We start from the raw sequence: 17,802 nt of genomic DNA, 5'->3' as shown, positions 1-17,802 counted from the left end.
CTAATCGGTCGAGGACTTATCCACACTCTTAGCAATCATGCAGATTCAGTTTTGAAGGAACGAGACGAAAAGCTGTATTCACGATTACTTGAAAAAGTAATGGCGAATGCAGCTTTTTTTTCTGTGAATTTTGTTGTTTTCTTCATGGTGCTCAAATCTAAATCCAAAAAAATAATGTTCTAATGAGAGAATCGGCAGCTATGTCTATCTACTTTTTTCCACTTGGCTTTCTTCCATTGTTATTCCACTTGTTTATGCTATGCTGAATGACAGAAAGTTTTCGTGACAAGGACAATCCATCTGTACTTGCCGCTTTTAAAAAGCAAATGGTGAGTATAGAGAAAAAATTATAGAAACGACAGGTAGCTTTGTCAAATGAAAGAGGGATCTAAATGCTAATTCTTGCAGTCGAGGATGAACAAGCCCTGCTTCAGGCGATTTCTGGAGTGCTGACTGACGAGGGCTATCAAGTAGATACAGCTGATCGAGGCGATGATGGACTTTTGCTGGCGCAGCGGGGAATTTATGATCTGTTGGTGCTTGATATTATGATGCCAGGGATGGATGGCCTGACGCTTGTTAAAACACTGCGTGCCAAGGGCATCATGACACCTGTGCTATTTTTGACAGCAAAAGATAGTGTGCAGGCTAGAGTAGAGGGCTTGGATGCTGGCGCGGATGATTATTTGGTAAAGCCCTTTGCCACAGAAGAATTGACGGCGCGGGCACGGGCGCTCATGCGACGTCATGGAAAGACAGCAGCTGAAGGGGAAATGACGTACGGACCCATCGCTCTGAAAGTAAATGAATACGATGGTTTTATTGACGATGAGCCAATGAAGCTGACGACTAAAGAGTACGAGCTGTTAAAGTACTTCTTGCAAAATCGTGAGCAAATCCTGACGCGACAGCAAATATTTGATCGGGTGTGGGGCATTGATTCAGATGCCAATTACGGTGTGGTAGACCTGTATGTGCACTATTTGCGCAAAAAACTGGGGCCATACGAAAGCTACATCCGGACGATTCGCAACGTGGGTTATATTTTGAAAAAGGATGAGCGGTAATGTTTCAAAAAACCCGAATTCGCCTGGTGGCCCTGAATGTCATCGTAGTCTTCCTGCTATTGAATATTTTAGGGAGTGCTGTCTACTATACGATGAAATATCGCTTGTACTCGCAGGTGGATCGCGAGCTGGAAAAAGTCACGCAACGGCTCATCGTAGATCCGCTGCCGCGCCTTCAACGAGTAGACGAGGATGCTTTTCCCTACAATCGTCAGGAGCGAAAAAAATTCGGGGAGCTGGAACGCAGATATGTCCTGCTTGTTTGGGATGGATCAGGGGAGGTAATGGGCACGGCTTTCGGAGAGCGACTGGAGCCCGAGGATTTCCCCGGATTTCGTCATAAGGGGCAGTCTGATGGGATCGAGACGCTTTCTGTAAACGGTCAAGTCTATCGCGTACAGACGATTACTATTCCCAAAAGGGTCATCGTGGGAAACAGGCCGCAAGTATCCTCTCAATTTCAATTGATCTACAATTTGGAGCAAGAGCAAAACATGCTGAGCAGCCTGTTGTATGTAGTCATAATCGGCGGGGCAGTCAGTATCGTTATTGCGATGGTTGTGGGCCTTTTCCTCGCGAGAAGGGCGCTTGTGCCGATTCAGGTTTCATGGGAAAAGCAGCAGCAATTCATTGCTGATGCCTCGCATGAGCTGCGAACTCCTCTGGCTGCGATTCTCGTCAATTTGGAACGCTTATTCCGTTTTCCTGACAGGACGATCGAGCAGGAAAGCGAAAAGATCATGGTCGGGATACAGGAAGCGCGGCGATTGAGCAAGCTGGTTTCCGATTTATTGACTTTGGCCCGAAGTGATTCGAATGAGCTGCAAATCATGCCCCAAAAGCTCAGGCTGGACGAGATTGTGCAAAAATGTACCCAAGTATTTACGCAGCTCGCTATCGTGAAACAAGTCAATCTGGAGACCGAGATTGAGCAGCCCCTGGAAATGGAGGGGGATGAAGAACGATTACATCAGCTACTCGTGATTTTATTGGATAATGCGCTGAAGTACACCAATGAATATGGCAGTATCTATGTTTCCTGCAAACGTGAGGGACAGCGCGTCGTAGTGCTCGTGAGGGATACCGGTATTGGAATTCCAAAGGAGGATACTCCTTATCTATTTGACCGTTTTTATCGTGTGGACAAGATGCGCTCCCGATCAGCAGAAGGAACGGGCTTGGGACTGTCCATTGCCAAGTGGATTGTTGATGCCCACCATGGGAAAATCCAGGTAAGCAGCGAGGAAGGTATAGGAACCAGCTTTTTGGTTACACTTCCGATGAAGCAATAAGAATGAATAAAAGGTAACCGATTTCCGACAAAAGGAGATCGGTTATTTTTTCTACCATTGCACCAGGAATATTATACTTTTTTACTTTACATATTTAGAAAGTGATGTAAACTACAAATGTAGAGAGAAAGGAGTGTCGCTCTGATGAAACTTACAGTAACTTCAGCAGCTCTCGCTTGGTTTCGGGAGGAGTGGGGATGTCAGGAGGGTGACAGCATCCGCTTTTTTGTCCGTTACGGAGGGGCCAGCACCGTACAAGATTCATTTTCCATGGGTATCGCAAAAGAACAGCCCAATGAAGCAGGGCTCTCCACAGTAGAGGACGGAATTACGTTTTATATGGAGCAGGACGAGCTGTGGTACATGAATGGAAAAGGACTGTTGGTAGATTACCTGCCTGCCACAGATGAAGTCGTTTTTAAGCTGGATTAAAAAATAGAATGCAAGAACGAAAAACTCCGAAGCAAATCGGAGTTTTTTTACGCATAAGCAGTTAAAAGCAAGAAGCTTATAATTTCTGGAGCGCATAACAAGGTACCTCAGCGTCCGCACCCCGGCATTCCTTCGGTGAAGCTTTCCGCTAAAACCCAGTCGCTCCTCCTTGGGCAAGCCTCGACAAAGGTTTGTTTTTGTTTAATTTTATACTTAACAAACTAAAAAGTTTATTATATGATAATAATAAGCAAATGGAAAAAGGAGGATGGGCAATGCGCTTATTGGATTCGTATTTAGAGCTTGGTGTGGTGGCCATGACACGAGCTGCTGCGGCTGGATGGTTCGGAGGACATTATGGTGCGGCACTGCTTGCGGGCTATTACATGAACCGTGAGCATGATTTACCTGAGCATGTCAAAGCTGGAATCGAACGGACCTGTGAAGCGTATCGCGCCCAACAACCGGTGTGGTTTTTCCCCCTTGATCAAGAGGAGGCGGCTGATACTTCCCTTTTGGAGCGAGTGATTGCGGGTCTTGCAGACAACGTAGCGCAGCTTCGGACCTCTGGTCATGGCTTGGCATTGGGTGTGCTGGCACTAAAGGCGCTGCGAGAGCGACCTGATTTGATCAGACCGAGTATCGTAGAAGGATTAGTCAAGCTCCTAAAAGCTACAACCGAGGACAGACAAACTCGTTATTGGGGAATTGCCAACTATTTTGAAATCACCGATGCAGATGTGCAGGGAATTGAGCCCTATCAGACGACTGTTGAAATGGCTGCGCGGACATTTGACGAGCTGCACACGGTCATACCTGGGCGCGTCATTGATGGGCAGCGTTATCATTTTGCAGGCGAGGTCGTGCATAGCGTCACCCATGCACAGGCGTTATCCGACTTGGAGCGATTTGGATATGGAGAGCTAGTGGAGAGTGGTATGCGCAATCATCATGTGCAGCTGTATCTGGATCGCCAGATGCCTGATTTTGTGCGTGAGGATGAAGTCAGGGAACCAGCCTTTGAACAAATTTTTTCCCCGGTATTTTGGGAGAAAACGTACAGTGATCCTCATGCGTTGAAGCTTCCTTATGCGGCACTTGATTTGCTCAAACGTTTGCCGGTTGAAAAAAGGGCAGCAGCAGAGCGGAATTTGTGCAAGCTGTTGACCATTATGGATTAAGTCAGGGAGCAAGCAAAAGAAAGAGGAGGCCAATATAGACTCTCCTCTTTTTTACGGAATCAATCGTTCAGAAATGACAGGTGTAGAGTCGTAAAGGGAAGCCTACCTAGTACTGTGACGCTCGAAAGTAGTAAGTACCGCTCTCGTCAAAATTTCAATTCCGTCGAGCAATGCCGATTTTTCAAAAGTCATCTGTGGATGATGAAGACCCGGAGCGAGATCACAGCCAAGTCCCAGCATCGTTGCCCGTAATTGCGGGCGCTCCTTGGTGTAGTAATGAAAATCTTCTGCACCAGGTGTAGGAATGGGAGGCTCGAGCTTGTCAGCACCCAATGTATTGGTAATCGCCTCCGCCATGATCAGCCTTGCCTCTTCATTCACCTCTGCAGCATACACACGCTCTGTAATATCATAAGTCAAATTGACTCCATAGAGCTGCGATACTTGCTTCAGAATGTGCTCTACCTTGGCAAAAAGAGCGTGCATAATCTCATTGGTTTGCGCACGCAGATCGAGCAGGAACTGCGCCGAGCCTGGAATAATGTTGGAGTTTTTCCCACCGGCACTCATCTGTGTCATTTTAACGGAATAAGGGACGAGTGGATCCAGATGAATTCCTTTGAGCTGCTCGACGATGGTAGACACGACCTCAATGGCATTTACGCCGAGATGAGGACGCGCCCCATGTGCATCGTCTCCCTTGATTTGACCGGAAATCGTACCAGCCGCACCATGCAAAATGGCAGAGGCAGCTGTTCCGTTAGGGATTTCCTGAATGGGACGAAGATGAACACCGTACAAAAAGTCTACATCGTCCACGACTTTTTTGTTCACCATGGTCAAAGCACCATTCCCGCTTTCCTCCGCAGGCTGGAAGATGAGCTTCAGTCGGCCGGGCAGCTCAATGTTTTGCGCTTGGAGAGCCATGAGAACGCCGAGAACCATCGTCATGTGGGCGTCATGTCCACAGGAATGATTCGCTTGAAAAACGCCGTTTACTTCCTGCCATAATGCATCCATGTCGGCGCGGACTCCGACTGTCAACGAGCCTGGAGTGTCATTTCCCCATTCAGCAACAACCCCAGGTACATCCTCAAACGTTGTGACACGGCAGTTGTATTTCTCCAAAAGCTCGGCCACATACGCGGTCGTTTGCACCTCTTGCCAGCTTATTTCTGGATGCTGGTGCAAGTATTCGTACAGTGAAAATATAGTGGGCTGCAATTGTTCGATAGTTGTGCGCATGGTTCCTCCAAATCTTGTTTACCGATAAGAATGCTTCTGTAATTTAGGAAACGCCGATGATGACGGCAACGATCAGAGCGACGCAGGCGATGACTGCCCATCCCACGAGCATTTTCCAAATAAATTTAACCCATTTCTCGTACGGAATGCCTGCTACAGCCAAATATCCCATCAGTGCAGAAGACGTAGGGATGATGGAGTTGGTTACGGCATCTCCGTATTGGAACGCAAGTACAGCGATTTGACGCTGGATACCCAAGAGGTCAGAAATAGGCACCATAATCGGCATAGTTGTAGCAGCTTGTCCGCTACCAGACGAAATAAAGAGATTGAGTACTGCTTGAATCAGGAACATGGCGATGACGTTTACTGCGTCAGGCAGATGCCCAATAGCGGAAGTCAAGCCGTTAATCATCGTATCAATGATTTTTCCGTCTTCCAAAACTACAGTAATCGCACGGGCAAAACCAACGATCAGTGCACCAAACGTAACTGCTTTTGCGCCAGCGACGAAGGAATCAAACAGGCTGTTGATAGAGAGACCGCCAACGATTCCTGCAACCAGACCCATGATCAAGAATGAAGCGGTCAGTTCAGTCAGGAACCATTCGTATTTGAATACACCGTAGACGTTCATCGCGAGTCCACAAACCATAACCAAAAAGACAAGCTTGTGACGAGCATTCAGATCCGGGATATCTACCGCAACATTTTCAGTACTCGTTTGTTTTTCGATGGCGTAAATTACGCTCTTGGTTGGATCAGCTTTTACGCGGTAGGCATAACGCATCACATACCAGATCGCGAAACCGAGAACGAATACATAGACAACCGTACGGAAGGCGAGGCCAGAGAATAACGGCAATTGAGCAAGAGACTGGGCGACACCCACCGTAAACGGATTGAGCATCCCTCCCATAAAGCCGCTCGCTGCCCCCATGGTGATCATCGCGGTACCGGTTACGGCATCGAAGCCCATAGCGCGTGCCAAGGCAATCCCGATTGGCACGAAAATGATACTTTCTTCCGCCATCCCCATCGTAAAGCCACCGATAGAGAAGAGGAACATGGAAGCCGGGATCAATAGCTTTTCCCTGCCCTCTAGATGTCGTACCCCTTTGTTAATCCCGGCCTCGATTGCTCCGGTTTGACGGATGATGCCAAAAACACCACTAACGATAAAAATGTAAAAGATGATCTGTGAGCCTTTTTGCATCCCGTCAGGAATCGCTTTGAAAATATCAAAGAATCCGACAGGGCTGCTTTCTACTTCATGATAACTACCATTTACTACGATCGTTTTACCGGAAGCTGCGTCTTTGACACGTTCAAACTCTCCCGTCGGCAAAACATAGGATGCTAACGCTGCCAAAATGATGATGATAAAGAGAATGGCATAAGTATGTGGCACAGAAAAACGTTTCTTAGCAGGTGTTGTCTGCTCAGATGAATGTTGTGTAGCCATGAGGTCACCTCGCTTTTTTTCGGAATATATAAGCAAGGGGCGTGCCAACTGTCGAAATGCATCGAAAAAAGGCGTTTTTCTTGGGATTGCAGATGTAAGCGGATACGCCCATGTACTCTTTAGGAATGTTTATTAGGTTTTATTCAACCTAATACAGCCTAATATTCGTTTTTTTGTGCCTTCATATCCGCCCGTGCTGCCTCAACACCTCTATTCCTTCTCTTGTAATCGAGGTTCCCTGGCGAGTTGTACCGGATTGCACCAGTCTTTGCTGTTCCAAATGCTTCAGCTTGTTGCGCAGCGCACTTTCTGTCCAGCCTGTAGCTTTTAGAGCCGGTGAATGAGCGAGCTGATAGCGCCCGACGGGTTTGTTTGCTGTGTAGTATTGATACAGACAGGTGAGAATATCCAGGTCACGATCATCCGCGATCTCGATGGGCGCTTCGTGCACAGATTTACGAGAAACGCGATCAATGAGCCGCTTGGGCAAATCGTGGATGGTGAGCACAGGCTGCTCCGAAACCGTGATGGCATAATCAACGACATTTTTCAGCTCACGGATGTTTCCCCGCCAGTCATGGCTAAGCAAAAGCTCCATTACTTCGGGTGCCCATGTTTTGCGTATGCCCTGCTTATCGAGATGGTCTTTTATGAGCAAGGGGAGATCGCTGATTCGTTCGCGCAAAGACGGAATTTCAATCGGCAGAACAGCCAGGCGATAAAACAGGTCCTCGCGAAATTGCCCTTGCGAGACAGCGTCCTCCAGATCTCGGTTGGTCGCAGCAACGACGCGGCAATCGACAGAGAGGACTCCGGTTCCACCCACACGAATGACTTGCTTTTCCTGTAGCACACGCAGCAGCTTTACTTGAATCGATGGCGATATATCTCCGACCTCATCGAGGAAAATCGTTCCGCCGTCCGCTTGCTCAAACACTCCTGGCTTACCGCCTTTTCGTGCGCCGGTAAAGGCCCCGTCCTCATATCCGAACAGCTCGCTTTCCAGCAGGTTTTCGGGCAGAGAGGCGCAGTTGATCGCGACAAACGGGCCGTTTTTTCGCAGGGAGTGCTGATGGATAGCGTGGGCAAACAGCTCTTTCCCTGTTCCGTTTTCGCCGAGAAGCAGGATCGTTTGGTTGTTTTTCGCCATTTTCTTGCTCAGCTCAATGGCATGCATCAACCGCTCGCTTTCCCCGATGATGTTGGAGAAGGTATAGGTAGCTGTGTGACCTCGCAAGGTGAGCTGAGTACGCAAGCGCTGTATTTCCGTGACGTCTTTAAGGGTGCAGACAAAGCCCAGATGCTCGTAGCTTCTGCGAATGCTCTGGCTGCTCACAATAAATTGGCGATGGTCGATGGTAACGAGTGTATCCTCTAGCCCTTCATGCTCGAAAAAGGGGAGCAGCAGGTCATGCTCCTTGAGCACCGTGTACGGGCGTCCAATCACGGAAGTCTCCTGCGGACAAAACAGCTCAATCGCGACATCATTAATGAAGGTAATCAGCCCATCCTCATTGCAGGCAATAACGGGGTCTTTGACTGCCTGAAAGGTAGACTGAAGCTGGCTGTTCAGCTTTTGGACCTCGGCGTAGGAGGTGCCAAGCATTTTGGCGAGCTCCGACATTTCTACGATGAACTTGGACAAGTATTCGCGCTCCCATTCGATGGGCACGCCTACTTTACGTCCCGTATCGATCAAATCGTGAATGCTGATTTTACGAAATCCGAGATCAATGACCTCAACGTCTGGAGGCAACGGTACATCAGGGACGCTCATGATGATGGCGTACTTGGTTGTATCATCAAACGTACAACCTGGATGAAAAGGAATGTAGTTCAAGTGATCAATATTGGCTTCCAAAAGATTGTCGATGACCTCTTGGGCACTGACTGGCGAATTGTTCATCACCGATACAGTTGTTCCCAGAGGGATTTGCATCAAAGCTTTAATTTTGCGCAGCTCAAAAAAACGGTTCAATACCGTAATCGGAACCTCGCCTGCGGTTGCCTGACGTGCGATGGTATAGAGCAGTGGTGATTTAGAGGTGATAAAGACGTGTGCCGCGCCCCGCAGGTCAGGAATATGCTCATAGCTGGCATAACCGATAACACGACAATACGGCTCCAAATAAGCTCGCAGCTCTTTTAGCAAAAAATCGAGTGTGTCTGTTGCATTCGCTATCACCACGATGGTGTTGTTCATGAGGCACCGCCCTTTGCTAGAAACAGTTGCTTACATGATAGCACAACCGACAAGCCTCGACGGGTCATTTCCCTTGTATATGGATGGAAAGACAAGGATTGATCAGAGGGTACCTATCTATGGTTTAATAGAAGAAAAGAGAGAAAAAGGAGCAGGGGGAGTCTTCATGGAAGACACATTGGTTCCAGAAGTGTTGCAAATGATTGGGGAAGTGGTTCCTGAAGGAGTATCCGTTGCCATCTCAGATGGCTCAAAATATCTCTACTATCAACCAAGCTCTACCGTAGATTTGAAAATTGCTCCGGGTGATCAGGTGCCGATTGGTTCTGCTACACACAGAGCGTTGAATGAACTCGGAAAAGTGGGTCATCAAGTCGAGAGTCGCGTATTTGGTGTGCCCTATTACGGATTGTCCTTGCCACTCGTCCGCCATGGACAGGTAATGGGCTGTATTACCGCGATTTATCCTGTACAACCGATGCCGCACGTAAGTTCAGCGCCACGCCTTTCGTTTCTGATCGGAAAAGGGGAGGATGGCTGGCTGCCGATTCCGCTAAGTGAGATTGTGTACATTAGCTCGAACGATGGAAAAACGCTTTTGCATACAGCAAACGGGACGTTCGCCAATAAGTACAGCATGGCCGAGCTGGATTACTTGCTTCCTATCGAGCGGTTTGTGCGTTGTCATCGCTCTTATTTCGTCAATATGGAATCCATTAGCTTTATTCACCCACATTTTCACTCGACATTCATGCTGGAGATGAAGGATAAACAGAAAACCCGTGTGCCTGTCAGCCAAACCTACTCCAGCTCATTTCGGCAATTGCTCGGCTTTTAATGAGTTAGATAATGAGAATGATTCGCTGTCAAAAATGCTACTTTATCGCATAAATATTCTGCTTTACCGCAAATCGAGTGCCCGCTCAGAATCCATGTGATAGTGTAAGGGACAACAAAGAATGGGCAGGGGGGTCACAATGATGTGGGAGCGCTTACGCGATAAACGAATGGCAGATAAAATCGTGACAGCTGAGGTAGCGGCAGGTTGGATCGAGGATGGCATGACGATCGGGTTAAGTGGCTTCACGCGTGCTGGTGATGCCAAAGTCGTTACACTCGCATTAGCGGAGTTAGCCAAAAAAGAGCACAAGCCTTTTGGGGTGAATGTATATACAGGTGCTTCACTTGGATCAGATGTGGATGCCGTGATGGCAGAAGCGGGTATCATCATGAAACGTCTTCCTTTCCAGGCAGATCCGGTGATGCGCAAAAAAATTAACGATGGCAGCCTCATGTTTGTGGATCAGCATTTGTCCCATACAGCAGAGCTCATTCGCGAAGGTTTCATGGCACCGATCGATTACGCGATTGTGGAAGCGGTTGCAATCACAGAGGATGGAATGATTATTCCCTCGACTTCTGTGGGGAATTCAAATATTTTCGTCGAGTATGCCAAGCATGTCATTATCGAATTGAATCTGGCGCAATCGCCGGAGCTGGAAGGCGTTCACGATATTTACACGCCAGCAAGACAAGGGGAGCGTGGACCGATTCCGCTCACGACTGTGGATCAACGAATTGGAACTGTCGGGATTCCGGTAGACGTAGAAAAAATCAGAGGCATCGTGGTAACTAATCAACTGGATTCTCCATCGACCATTGTGGAGCCAGATGAGGAAACGGCACAAATCGCAGCTCACCTGATCGAGTTTTTGCGCCAGGAAGTGAAGCAGGGGCGTTTGACAAATAGCCTCGCTCCTCTGCAATCCGGGATCGGCTCGGTAGCCAATGCTGTATTCAACGGATTTTTGGAATCAGAATTTACCGATCTGACCGTTTTCTCCGAGGTACTGCAGGATGCTGTGTTCGACTTGCTGGATGCGGGTAAAATTTCTTTTGCGTCGGGCTGTTCGATCACGCTTACTGCAGACAAGATGAAGCAGGTGATGGACAACTTTTCTTCCTACCGCGACAAGCTGATGCTTCGTCCGCAGGAGATTACCAACCATCCGGAGCTGATTCGTCGCATGGGCTTGATCTCGATTAATACCGCGATTGAAGCCGATATTTATGGCAACGTGAATTCCACCAATGTTTCCGGAACGAAAATGATGAATGGAATCGGAGGCTCGGGTGATTTTGCTCGCAATTCACGCTTGGGTATCTTCGTCACCAAGTCGATTGCCAAGGGTGGAAAAGTATCCAGCATCGTACCGTTTGCTTCCCATGTGGATCATACAGAGCATGATGTGGATATCATCGTAACCGAGCAGGGACTGGCTGATCTGCGTGGACTGGCTCCGCGCGAACGAGCATTGAAAATCATCGACAACTGTGCGCATCCGCTGTATCGCGACCAGCTGCGTGCCTATTACGAGGAAGCACTCACACGTGGTGGACATACTCCACATGTACTGGAAAAGGCTTTTTCCTGGCATGTGCGTTATGCGCAGGAAGGAACGATGCTGGAGCAAGCGCCGGCTCTCGTGTAATAAGAAAGAGCAAAAACCCGTCAGGCAGGACGTTGCCTTGACGGGTTTTTCCTTTTCAATCATTACTGCAAGCTTGTAGCGGTACGGATTTTTCCTTTTGAGAAAATGTCATCCAAGCAAAGCAAAGTCCTATGAGCACGAGAACACCGCTTACCCAGCCCAAATTAAGGACTGTTGAGTGCTCGACGATGAGTCCGCCTAATCCCGCACCTATTGCCAAGCCTAATTGAAAGATCGAGGTGTTGATGCTGAGGGCGATCTCGGACGAATGAGGAGACAGTGTGATGAGATAATACTGCTGGGCAGGCACGGTAGATTGGACGGCACCGATCCAAATCATGATGCTGATAATGGCACCCACGAACCATTGTGCGGAAAGGGGCAGGATGAACAGCATCACCGCCTGAGCCAGCAAGCATACATACAGGGTTGGCTTTACTCCCCATTTATCTGTGGACATTCCCCCGATACGTGAACCTGCCACACTTGCCACGCCTGCCAGAAGCAGGGTCGTGCTGACCCAGGCGGTTGTCATTCCGGTTGCCGTCTGTAGCAGGGGAGTGATATACGTATAAGCGGTCGAGTAGCCTGTGACGAAGAAAAAGGAGATGCACAGGGCCAAAAGAACGCGACGATTTTTGAGAATGCTGAGCTGTGTGCGCAGCGGCACTGATTTTTGCGCTTGTTGCTTGGGCATGAACAGCCAGATCGCAACGAACGGAATGACGGTCGCTGCTGCAATGATGGCAAAAATCGGTCGCCAGCCCCAAGCGTCTCCAAGCAAGGTGCCAGCGGGGACACCGAGTACCAAAGAAACGCTGAAGCCCATGAGAATCACGGCGATGGCTCTTCCTTTTTTCTCAGGGGGAGCCATGTTTGCTGCCTGTGCTAAAGCTACGACGGTATATACTCCGCCAATTAACCCTAGCAAAATGCGTGAAACCATCAGCGTGGAAAAGCCGGGACTCAGGAAGGCTAGAAAATTTCCTGCGATAAATAATAGCAAGGCGAAAAGCAGCAGCTTTTTGCGTTCCATTTTTGCCGTGAATGCGATTAAAAGAGGGGATCCAAAGGCAAAGGCCAATGAAAAGCCGGAGACCAGCTGACCGGCGAGAGAGACGGATACCCCTGTATCTTCTGCGACCATACCGATAATGCCTGTGACGATGGATTCAGATGTACCGATCATAAATTCGCCGATTGCTAATAATAAAATCAGAATGGTGGTAGACAAGGTTTTTTATCACTCCTCGTGAGGAAGTCGTTTTCGGTTAGACCTGCGCGCGGATGCACCAAAAAGTAGCGTAGTGACATTTTACGAAACAATTTTTATAATTTACATACATGAATAAAGTTGTTTATGGGTCGATTGTTTATAGAAGCAAGATATTTTTGTGTTTTTACTTATGAAATCGAAAGGGGACTGAAGATGGATCAAATTGATTATCAAATTATTGGTCTGCTGCACGAAAATTCCCGGATTCCCCTCGCTGAAATGGGCAGAATTATCGGGATGACGCAGCCCGCGGTGAAGGAGCGGGTTCGCAGACTGGAGGAGCAGGGAGTCATTACGGGATATCGTGCCTCCATATCGCAGGCGAAGCTTGGTAAGACGACAACTGCCTTTGTCATGTTTCGAACGAAGCAGTGCTCAGCGTTTATTGATTTTTGCAAGCAAGCTCCAGAAGTAACGGATATGTATCGGATAAGCGGAGAGTACAATTACATGCTCAAGGTAGTCACGAGATCTACGGAGGAGCTGGTCCAGTTTTCAGAGCGTACAGGGGACTTCGGCAATTCGTATACATTGATTGTGTTGACTGCGCCATTCGAGCAAAAAATGATGATGGGCGAAGAAAAGATCATCTAAATAACGGCATCCATTACAAACAAGGCTGCGCCGATACTGGACGCAGCCTCATTTCTGTTCAGGAATGAAATACACCTATACTATTTTTGCCTGACGTATTGCTCGTCTTTCATAAACAGACGCCAGAAGTAAATGAAGCCGGGAATCAAGATAGCGAAGCCGACCAGATAGCAAATGAACAGTGCATGAAACGTATCTGGATGTGTAAAGCTGGATTCAATCGTTACATGAGGATAAACGATATACGGCAATCTTGCAGCACCGTATACGTAGCTGGCGACCAGGTATTGCACCGTCACCGCAATTACGGCTATCCGTGGCAGATGAAGCCCATATCGCCGATTCTGGGGAAGCAGCAGTGCGATGTAACCGACGAAAAAGCAGCCGACAGAGGCGAGCAGCCACGGTAAATCGGCCATGATTCTGCTGTAGAGCCACTCCGCTTCCACCTGCATCGTTAGCACGGTCAAAATGGCCATCAAAAGAGTAATTGGCCCCAGTAGAGTAGCATCTCGGCGATACACGGAAAATGCCTGCTTTTCTCCGGCGATAAAGGAGTAGTCTGCCAAGAGAAGGGAAGAGAGAAACAGCGTGCTGCTAACGGCCAGACAGATGTAGGCATAGACGTGCGGACTGGTGAAAAACAAGCCCCAGTCCAGGTTTTCTACACCATCGGTTGAGCGAATGAAGCCCCCTTGGGTCACCGGGAGGACGCTAATCAACAAGGCAGGCACAAAAATGCCTGTCATTCCCGACACGATACTCAAGGTCTTGTCGTATCGATGGATCAGATGGCTAAAAACCATAAAGGCACTGCGAATCAACATCAATAACAGCACGAGGCTGCCAGGAATGAGTAAAACACTTCCCAATGTATAGGTAGCACCTGGAAAGAAGGTAACAAGAGCGACCACGATCAAAACGATGAACACATTAACTACTTCCCATGAAGGGGAAAGGTAGCGGTTAGCGATGGAGGTCGCTCTGGTTTTTTCGCGATTCAAGTAAATCATCGACCAAAAGCCTGCGCCAAAATCAAATGAGGCGGCAACAGAATAAATCACAACAAAAATCCAAAGCAGCGTAATTGCAATAATCGTATCAGTCATCACTGTCCTCCGTCATTGTCTGTAGTCGTTATTCGGCAGGCTGGTCCGTTGGGTGTGTCCCAGGCTCAAGCTCCAGTGGATGGCGACCGAAATAACTACGAAAAACGAGCAGCGTGACAATTCCGAGGAACAGGTAAATGGCGAGGAATATCCAGAAAAAAGGGGAGACGCCTGCTGCATGAGTAGCGGCATCCGCGGTTTTCATGACGCGATAAATCACCCATGGCTGGCGGCCGGTACAGGCAAAAATCCATCCGAACTCAATTCCGAGCAGGGCGAGCGGACCGCTTGCGACGAACACCCATAACACCCAGCGCGGGAACTGGGAGCGGCGCAGCAGCTTTTTCCAGGCAAATCCCAAAAACCCTACGACAATCAGCAGACTGCCGATACCAACCATGCCGTTGAACAGCGTATGGATGTAGAGCGGGGGCCATAGTTCCTGGGGGAAATCATCCAGACCAACCACCACCTCGTCAAACCGATTAGCAGCCAAAAAGCTGAGTGCCCACGGAATCTCCACCGCATATTTAACTTCTTTTGTCTGCGGGTCCGTAAAACCGCCGATCGCTAAGGGAGCGTACGCTTGCGTCTCAAACAGGCCTTCTGCGGCAGCCAGCTTTTCCGGCTGATAGCGGTGCAAAAGCTGTGCGGATTCATGCCCGTTGAGCGCTGTCAAAAGGGAGAAGGTGCCTCCTACGATCAGGCCTGCCAGCAATGCCTTTTGATGATAGGTATAGACGCGCCCCCCTTTTTCGACGCGCAGCATTTTCCACGCTGCCACACCTGCGATGGCAAAGGCGCCTGTCATATAAGCAGATACCGTAACATGACCGGCTGTCACAAAAAAGCTCGGATTAAAAAAGGCAGCCCACGGATTCACGTCGACAATCTCTCCGTTTGTGATTCGAAATCCGGTAGGGGTGCCCTCAAAGGCATGAACGTTGGTAATCAATATCGCTGAGGCTGTTGCGCCAATCAGCACCATAAATACGCTAAGGAAGCGCATGGCAGGGGAGAGGCGATGCGCCGCGTAAACGTAAATCGACATGAACAAGGCTTCGAGAAAAAAAGCAAAAATCTCGATTTGAAAGGGGAGCGAAATCACCTTTCCTACTACCTCCATGAAGCCGGGCCACAAAAGAGAAAGCTGTACGCCTGCGATTGTGCCCGAGGGGATCGCTACGCCCAGGAGGATGGCTTGCGCTTTTGTCCAGCGTTTGGCCATGGTTTCGTAATCGCGGTCCTTGGTTCGCCAAAACAAAATTTCTGCGAGCAGGATCATCAATGGGAGTCCTACACCAAGGGTGGCAAAGATGATGTGAAAAGCCATGGTTGTCCCAAAAGCGGCTCTGGTCATTACGATATCTTCCACGGTTCGCTTCCTTTCCGAATCGTTCCTCACTGTTTCGATTTCCTTACCATAATGTCCCATAGGAAAAGGGGATTTATGCAAAAAAGACCGCCCCCAAAAAGGAGCGGTCTTGCAGAAGATAGAGGAAGGATTGCAAAGTAGCAAGGTTATTTACGGTAGAGCGGATAATCGACTTCAGTCGGTATTTGAATCAGTACGAGTCGCAGCGGAGCATCTGCGGAGGCCTGATACACAGCGGTACTGTTTTTCTCGGCCGCTGCGACGACAAAATCACTTTTTTTCATGGCAATCGGGTTTGCTGCTGGGGCCTTTTCATCTGTGACCGTACCAGTGCCTGATACAACAACAACCGAGTGTGCATAATCTGCTGACAAATCAACCTCAAACGATTGTCCTGCCGGGATCGTGATATCGTTCATCAAAGAATCGGTAATCAGTTGAATGGGAGCATTCGGGCCGATGATTTTTTTCACAATGACGCCGTTTGCCTCGTCAGTAGGAAAGTCATCATGATTGTACTGATTGTAGGTCGGTGGGAGCTTTGTACTCTTTGCCAGATGCGGTTCAAACCAGATTTGGAACATCTCTGTATCTTTGCCAAGCTCTTCAGCGTGCTGAGCCCCGGAGCCTGTTTGCATAATTTGCACACCGCCAGTGGTTACCTCTTGCAGATTGCCCAGTGTATCGCGGTGACCTACTGTTCCACTCAGTACATACGAAAGAATTTCAAAACCGGAGTGCGGGTGCAGCGGGATTTCAAAGGTTTTTAAAGATGTAGCCCATGCCCAGTAAAACAGCGGTCCTACCCGTTTGACGACGGAGTCTTCGCGAGGAAAACCAATGGGTTTGTACTCTACGATTTCTCCGTTTCCAAAATGTCCTTGTGCTTGCTCTGCTGTTGTGTAGACTTGAATATCCATTGGTCAATTCCTCCCTTGGGGTTTCACATCGTTTACGGGATAATGCTTCTCTTATTGATTAAAACAGGACGTATGCGCCAGGGCCGATCAATGCTACACCGATAGCAACAGCGATCAGGGTCAGATTATATTCATAGCCGTTTTGAGTCGCCCACAGACCATTTTGACCATGTACTTTGACAATCGCGACGAGCATCGTTGCGGCAATCAGGATTGCTCCAGCCCAGAAACCAACACCGGTTGCGAACAACAAACCACCAACCAGCTCACCCAGCCCGGCGATGAGTGCCATAGCCACACCCGGTTTCACTCCAATTGAATCTAACCAGCCGCCCGTTCCTTTTAATCCGTAGCCACCAAACCAGCCAAACAGTTTTTGTGCGCCATGACCTACGAACAGAAGTCCAATCACCAAACGAATGATAAGCAAACCAAGATCCATCATTTTTCATCTCTCCTTAAATGTTTTAAATTATAGTATTTTAAATTTGAGATATTTCTTGAAAAAAAGGCTGGCGGGCCTTTAGAAAGTTTCCGCCAGTTGAGCTGCTTTTACTACACCAGCATGAATGATTTCTTCTGCTTTGTCTGCGAATTGATTGTGACCTTCTACAACCACTTCACTTACGTTGCTGATACCCCAGAAGCCGAGGATTGTTTTCACGTATTTGCTAGCCAGCTCGATTGCTGCCATTGGGCCTTCGGAGTATACGCCACCACGAGCAGTCAGAAGAGCTACTTTTTTGTCGCCCATCAGACCTACTGGACCTTCAGCAGTGTATTTGAAAGTTTTGCCTGCTTGAGACAGGTAGTCCATGTACGTGTGCAGAACAGCAGGAACAGTGAAGTTCCACATTGGGTACGCGATCACTACTTTGTCAGCTGCAGCAAATTGGTTCAGATATTTGTTAACGTAATCTGCACCTTTTTGTTCTTCAGCAGTCAGGTCCATGCCACGACCTGCTTTGAACATAGCAGTGATCAAATCGTTGCCGTAGTATGGCAGGTTTTCTGCGAACAGGTCCAACTCAGTAACGGTATCGTTTGGATGAGTTTCCTTATAGGATTTTACGAAAGCTTCGTACAGCTTTACACTCGTAGCCTGTTCAACTGGGCGATCATTTGCTTTAATAAAAAGTACGTTACTCATG

Annotated in this window: 17 protein-coding genes; 8 read left to right on the top strand and 9 right to left on the bottom strand. The window is 48.4% G+C overall.

The window, feature by feature from the left end; genetic code table 11:
* The 5 genes from ADS79_RS36360 to ADS79_RS31435 all read left to right on the top strand — a co-directional run.
* Positions 1-183: hypothetical protein (locus ADS79_RS36360; RefSeq protein WP_049742431.1), on the top strand; the 183-nt coding region annotated here is incomplete at its 5' end.
* Between the two features lie 209 nt (positions 184-392).
* Positions 393-1,067, top strand: a complete 675-nt coding sequence (locus ADS79_RS31450; protein ID WP_049742430.1) for a response regulator transcription factor — start codon at positions 393-395, stop codon at positions 1,065-1,067.
* Positions 1,067-2,359, top strand: coding sequence for a sensor histidine kinase (locus tag ADS79_RS31445; protein ID WP_049742429.1), 1,293 nt, complete (start codon positions 1,067-1,069; stop codon positions 2,357-2,359). Before ADS79_RS31450 ends, ADS79_RS31445 begins: the two co-directional genes overlap by 1 nt.
* A 144-nt stretch (positions 2,360-2,503) precedes the next feature.
* Positions 2,504-2,791, top strand: a complete 288-nt coding sequence (locus tag ADS79_RS31440; RefSeq protein WP_049742428.1) for a HesB/YadR/YfhF family protein — start codon at positions 2,504-2,506, stop codon at positions 2,789-2,791.
* Between the two features lie 275 nt (positions 2,792-3,066).
* Complete coding sequence (locus ADS79_RS31435) at positions 3,067-3,972, top strand: hypothetical protein (RefSeq protein WP_049742427.1); 906 nt, start codon at positions 3,067-3,069, stop codon at positions 3,970-3,972.
* 102 nt (positions 3,973-4,074) lie between these two features.
* Here ADS79_RS31435 and ADS79_RS31430 read toward each other — a convergent pair whose 3' ends face one another.
* The 3 genes from ADS79_RS31430 to ADS79_RS31420 form a co-directional block, all read right to left on the bottom strand.
* Positions 4,075-5,217, bottom strand: a complete 1,143-nt coding sequence (locus ADS79_RS31430; protein WP_049742426.1) for a M20 peptidase aminoacylase family protein — start codon at positions 5,215-5,217, stop codon at positions 4,075-4,077.
* Positions 5,218-5,260: 43 nt separating this feature from the next.
* Positions 5,261-6,682 carry a YfcC family protein gene (locus ADS79_RS31425; RefSeq protein WP_049742425.1) on the bottom strand — a complete coding sequence of 474 codons (1,422 nt, stop codon included), beginning with the start codon at positions 6,680-6,682 and terminating at the stop codon, positions 5,261-5,263.
* 181 nt (positions 6,683-6,863) lie between these two features.
* The gene (locus tag ADS79_RS31420; protein ID WP_049742424.1) at positions 6,864-8,885 is read right to left on the bottom strand and encodes a sigma-54 interaction domain-containing protein; all 2,022 of its coding nucleotides are present in this window, start codon (positions 8,883-8,885) and stop codon (positions 6,864-6,866) included.
* Positions 8,886-9,051: 166 nt separating this feature from the next.
* On the opposite strand from ADS79_RS31420, the gene ADS79_RS31415 reads away from it, so the two are divergent.
* Together ADS79_RS31415 and ADS79_RS31410 are read left to right on the top strand one after the other, a co-directional pair.
* Entirely contained in the window at positions 9,052-9,723 is a 672-nt protein-coding gene (locus ADS79_RS31415; RefSeq protein WP_049742423.1) for a LytTR family DNA-binding domain-containing protein, read from the top strand.
* A gap of 142 nt (positions 9,724-9,865) precedes the next feature.
* Positions 9,866-11,377 carry an acetyl-CoA hydrolase/transferase family protein gene (locus ADS79_RS31410; protein WP_049742422.1) on the top strand — a complete coding sequence of 504 codons (1,512 nt, stop codon included), beginning with the start codon at positions 9,866-9,868 and terminating at the stop codon, positions 11,375-11,377.
* A gap of 55 nt (positions 11,378-11,432) precedes the next feature.
* Here ADS79_RS31410 and ADS79_RS31405 read toward each other — a convergent pair whose 3' ends face one another.
* Positions 11,433-12,611, bottom strand: coding sequence for an MFS transporter (locus ADS79_RS31405; protein ID WP_049742421.1), 1,179 nt, complete (start codon positions 12,609-12,611; stop codon positions 11,433-11,435).
* A gap of 195 nt (positions 12,612-12,806) precedes the next feature.
* On the opposite strand from ADS79_RS31405, the gene ADS79_RS31400 reads away from it, so the two are divergent.
* Positions 12,807-13,247: an Lrp/AsnC family transcriptional regulator gene (locus ADS79_RS31400; RefSeq protein WP_049742420.1), complete on the top strand. Its 441-nt coding sequence runs from the start codon at positions 12,807-12,809 to the stop codon at positions 13,245-13,247.
* Positions 13,248-13,327: 80 nt separating this feature from the next.
* Here ADS79_RS31400 and ADS79_RS31395 read toward each other — a convergent pair whose 3' ends face one another.
* From ADS79_RS31395 to ADS79_RS31375, 5 genes are all read right to left on the bottom strand, one after another.
* A complete protein-coding gene (locus ADS79_RS31395) occupies positions 13,328-14,356 on the bottom strand; it encodes a cytochrome d ubiquinol oxidase subunit II (RefSeq protein ID WP_049742419.1) in 1,029 nt (342 codons plus the stop codon).
* A gap of 28 nt (positions 14,357-14,384) precedes the next feature.
* The gene (locus ADS79_RS31390; RefSeq protein ID WP_049742440.1) at positions 14,385-15,716 is read right to left on the bottom strand and encodes a cytochrome ubiquinol oxidase subunit I; all 1,332 of its coding nucleotides are present in this window, start codon (positions 15,714-15,716) and stop codon (positions 14,385-14,387) included.
* A gap of 161 nt (positions 15,717-15,877) precedes the next feature.
* Positions 15,878-16,651 (bottom strand): pirin family protein, encoded by a 774-nt coding sequence (locus tag ADS79_RS31385; protein WP_049742418.1) that lies wholly within the window; start codon positions 16,649-16,651, stop codon positions 15,878-15,880.
* A 58-nt stretch (positions 16,652-16,709) separates the two neighbouring features.
* A complete protein-coding gene (locus tag ADS79_RS31380) occupies positions 16,710-17,096 on the bottom strand; it encodes a DoxX family protein (protein ID WP_049742417.1) in 387 nt (128 codons plus the stop codon).
* 78 nt (positions 17,097-17,174) lie between these two features.
* Complete coding sequence (locus ADS79_RS31375; RefSeq protein WP_049742416.1) at positions 17,175-17,801, bottom strand: FMN-dependent NADH-azoreductase; 627 nt, start codon at positions 17,799-17,801, stop codon at positions 17,175-17,177.
* Position 17,802: the final 1 nt, after the last annotated feature.

The sequence above is a fragment of the Brevibacillus reuszeri genome, from assembly GCF_001187725.1.
GTDB lineage: Bacteria > Bacillota > Bacilli > Brevibacillales > Brevibacillaceae > Brevibacillus > Brevibacillus reuszeri.
This window is presented reverse-complemented; position numbering and strand designations above follow the sequence as displayed.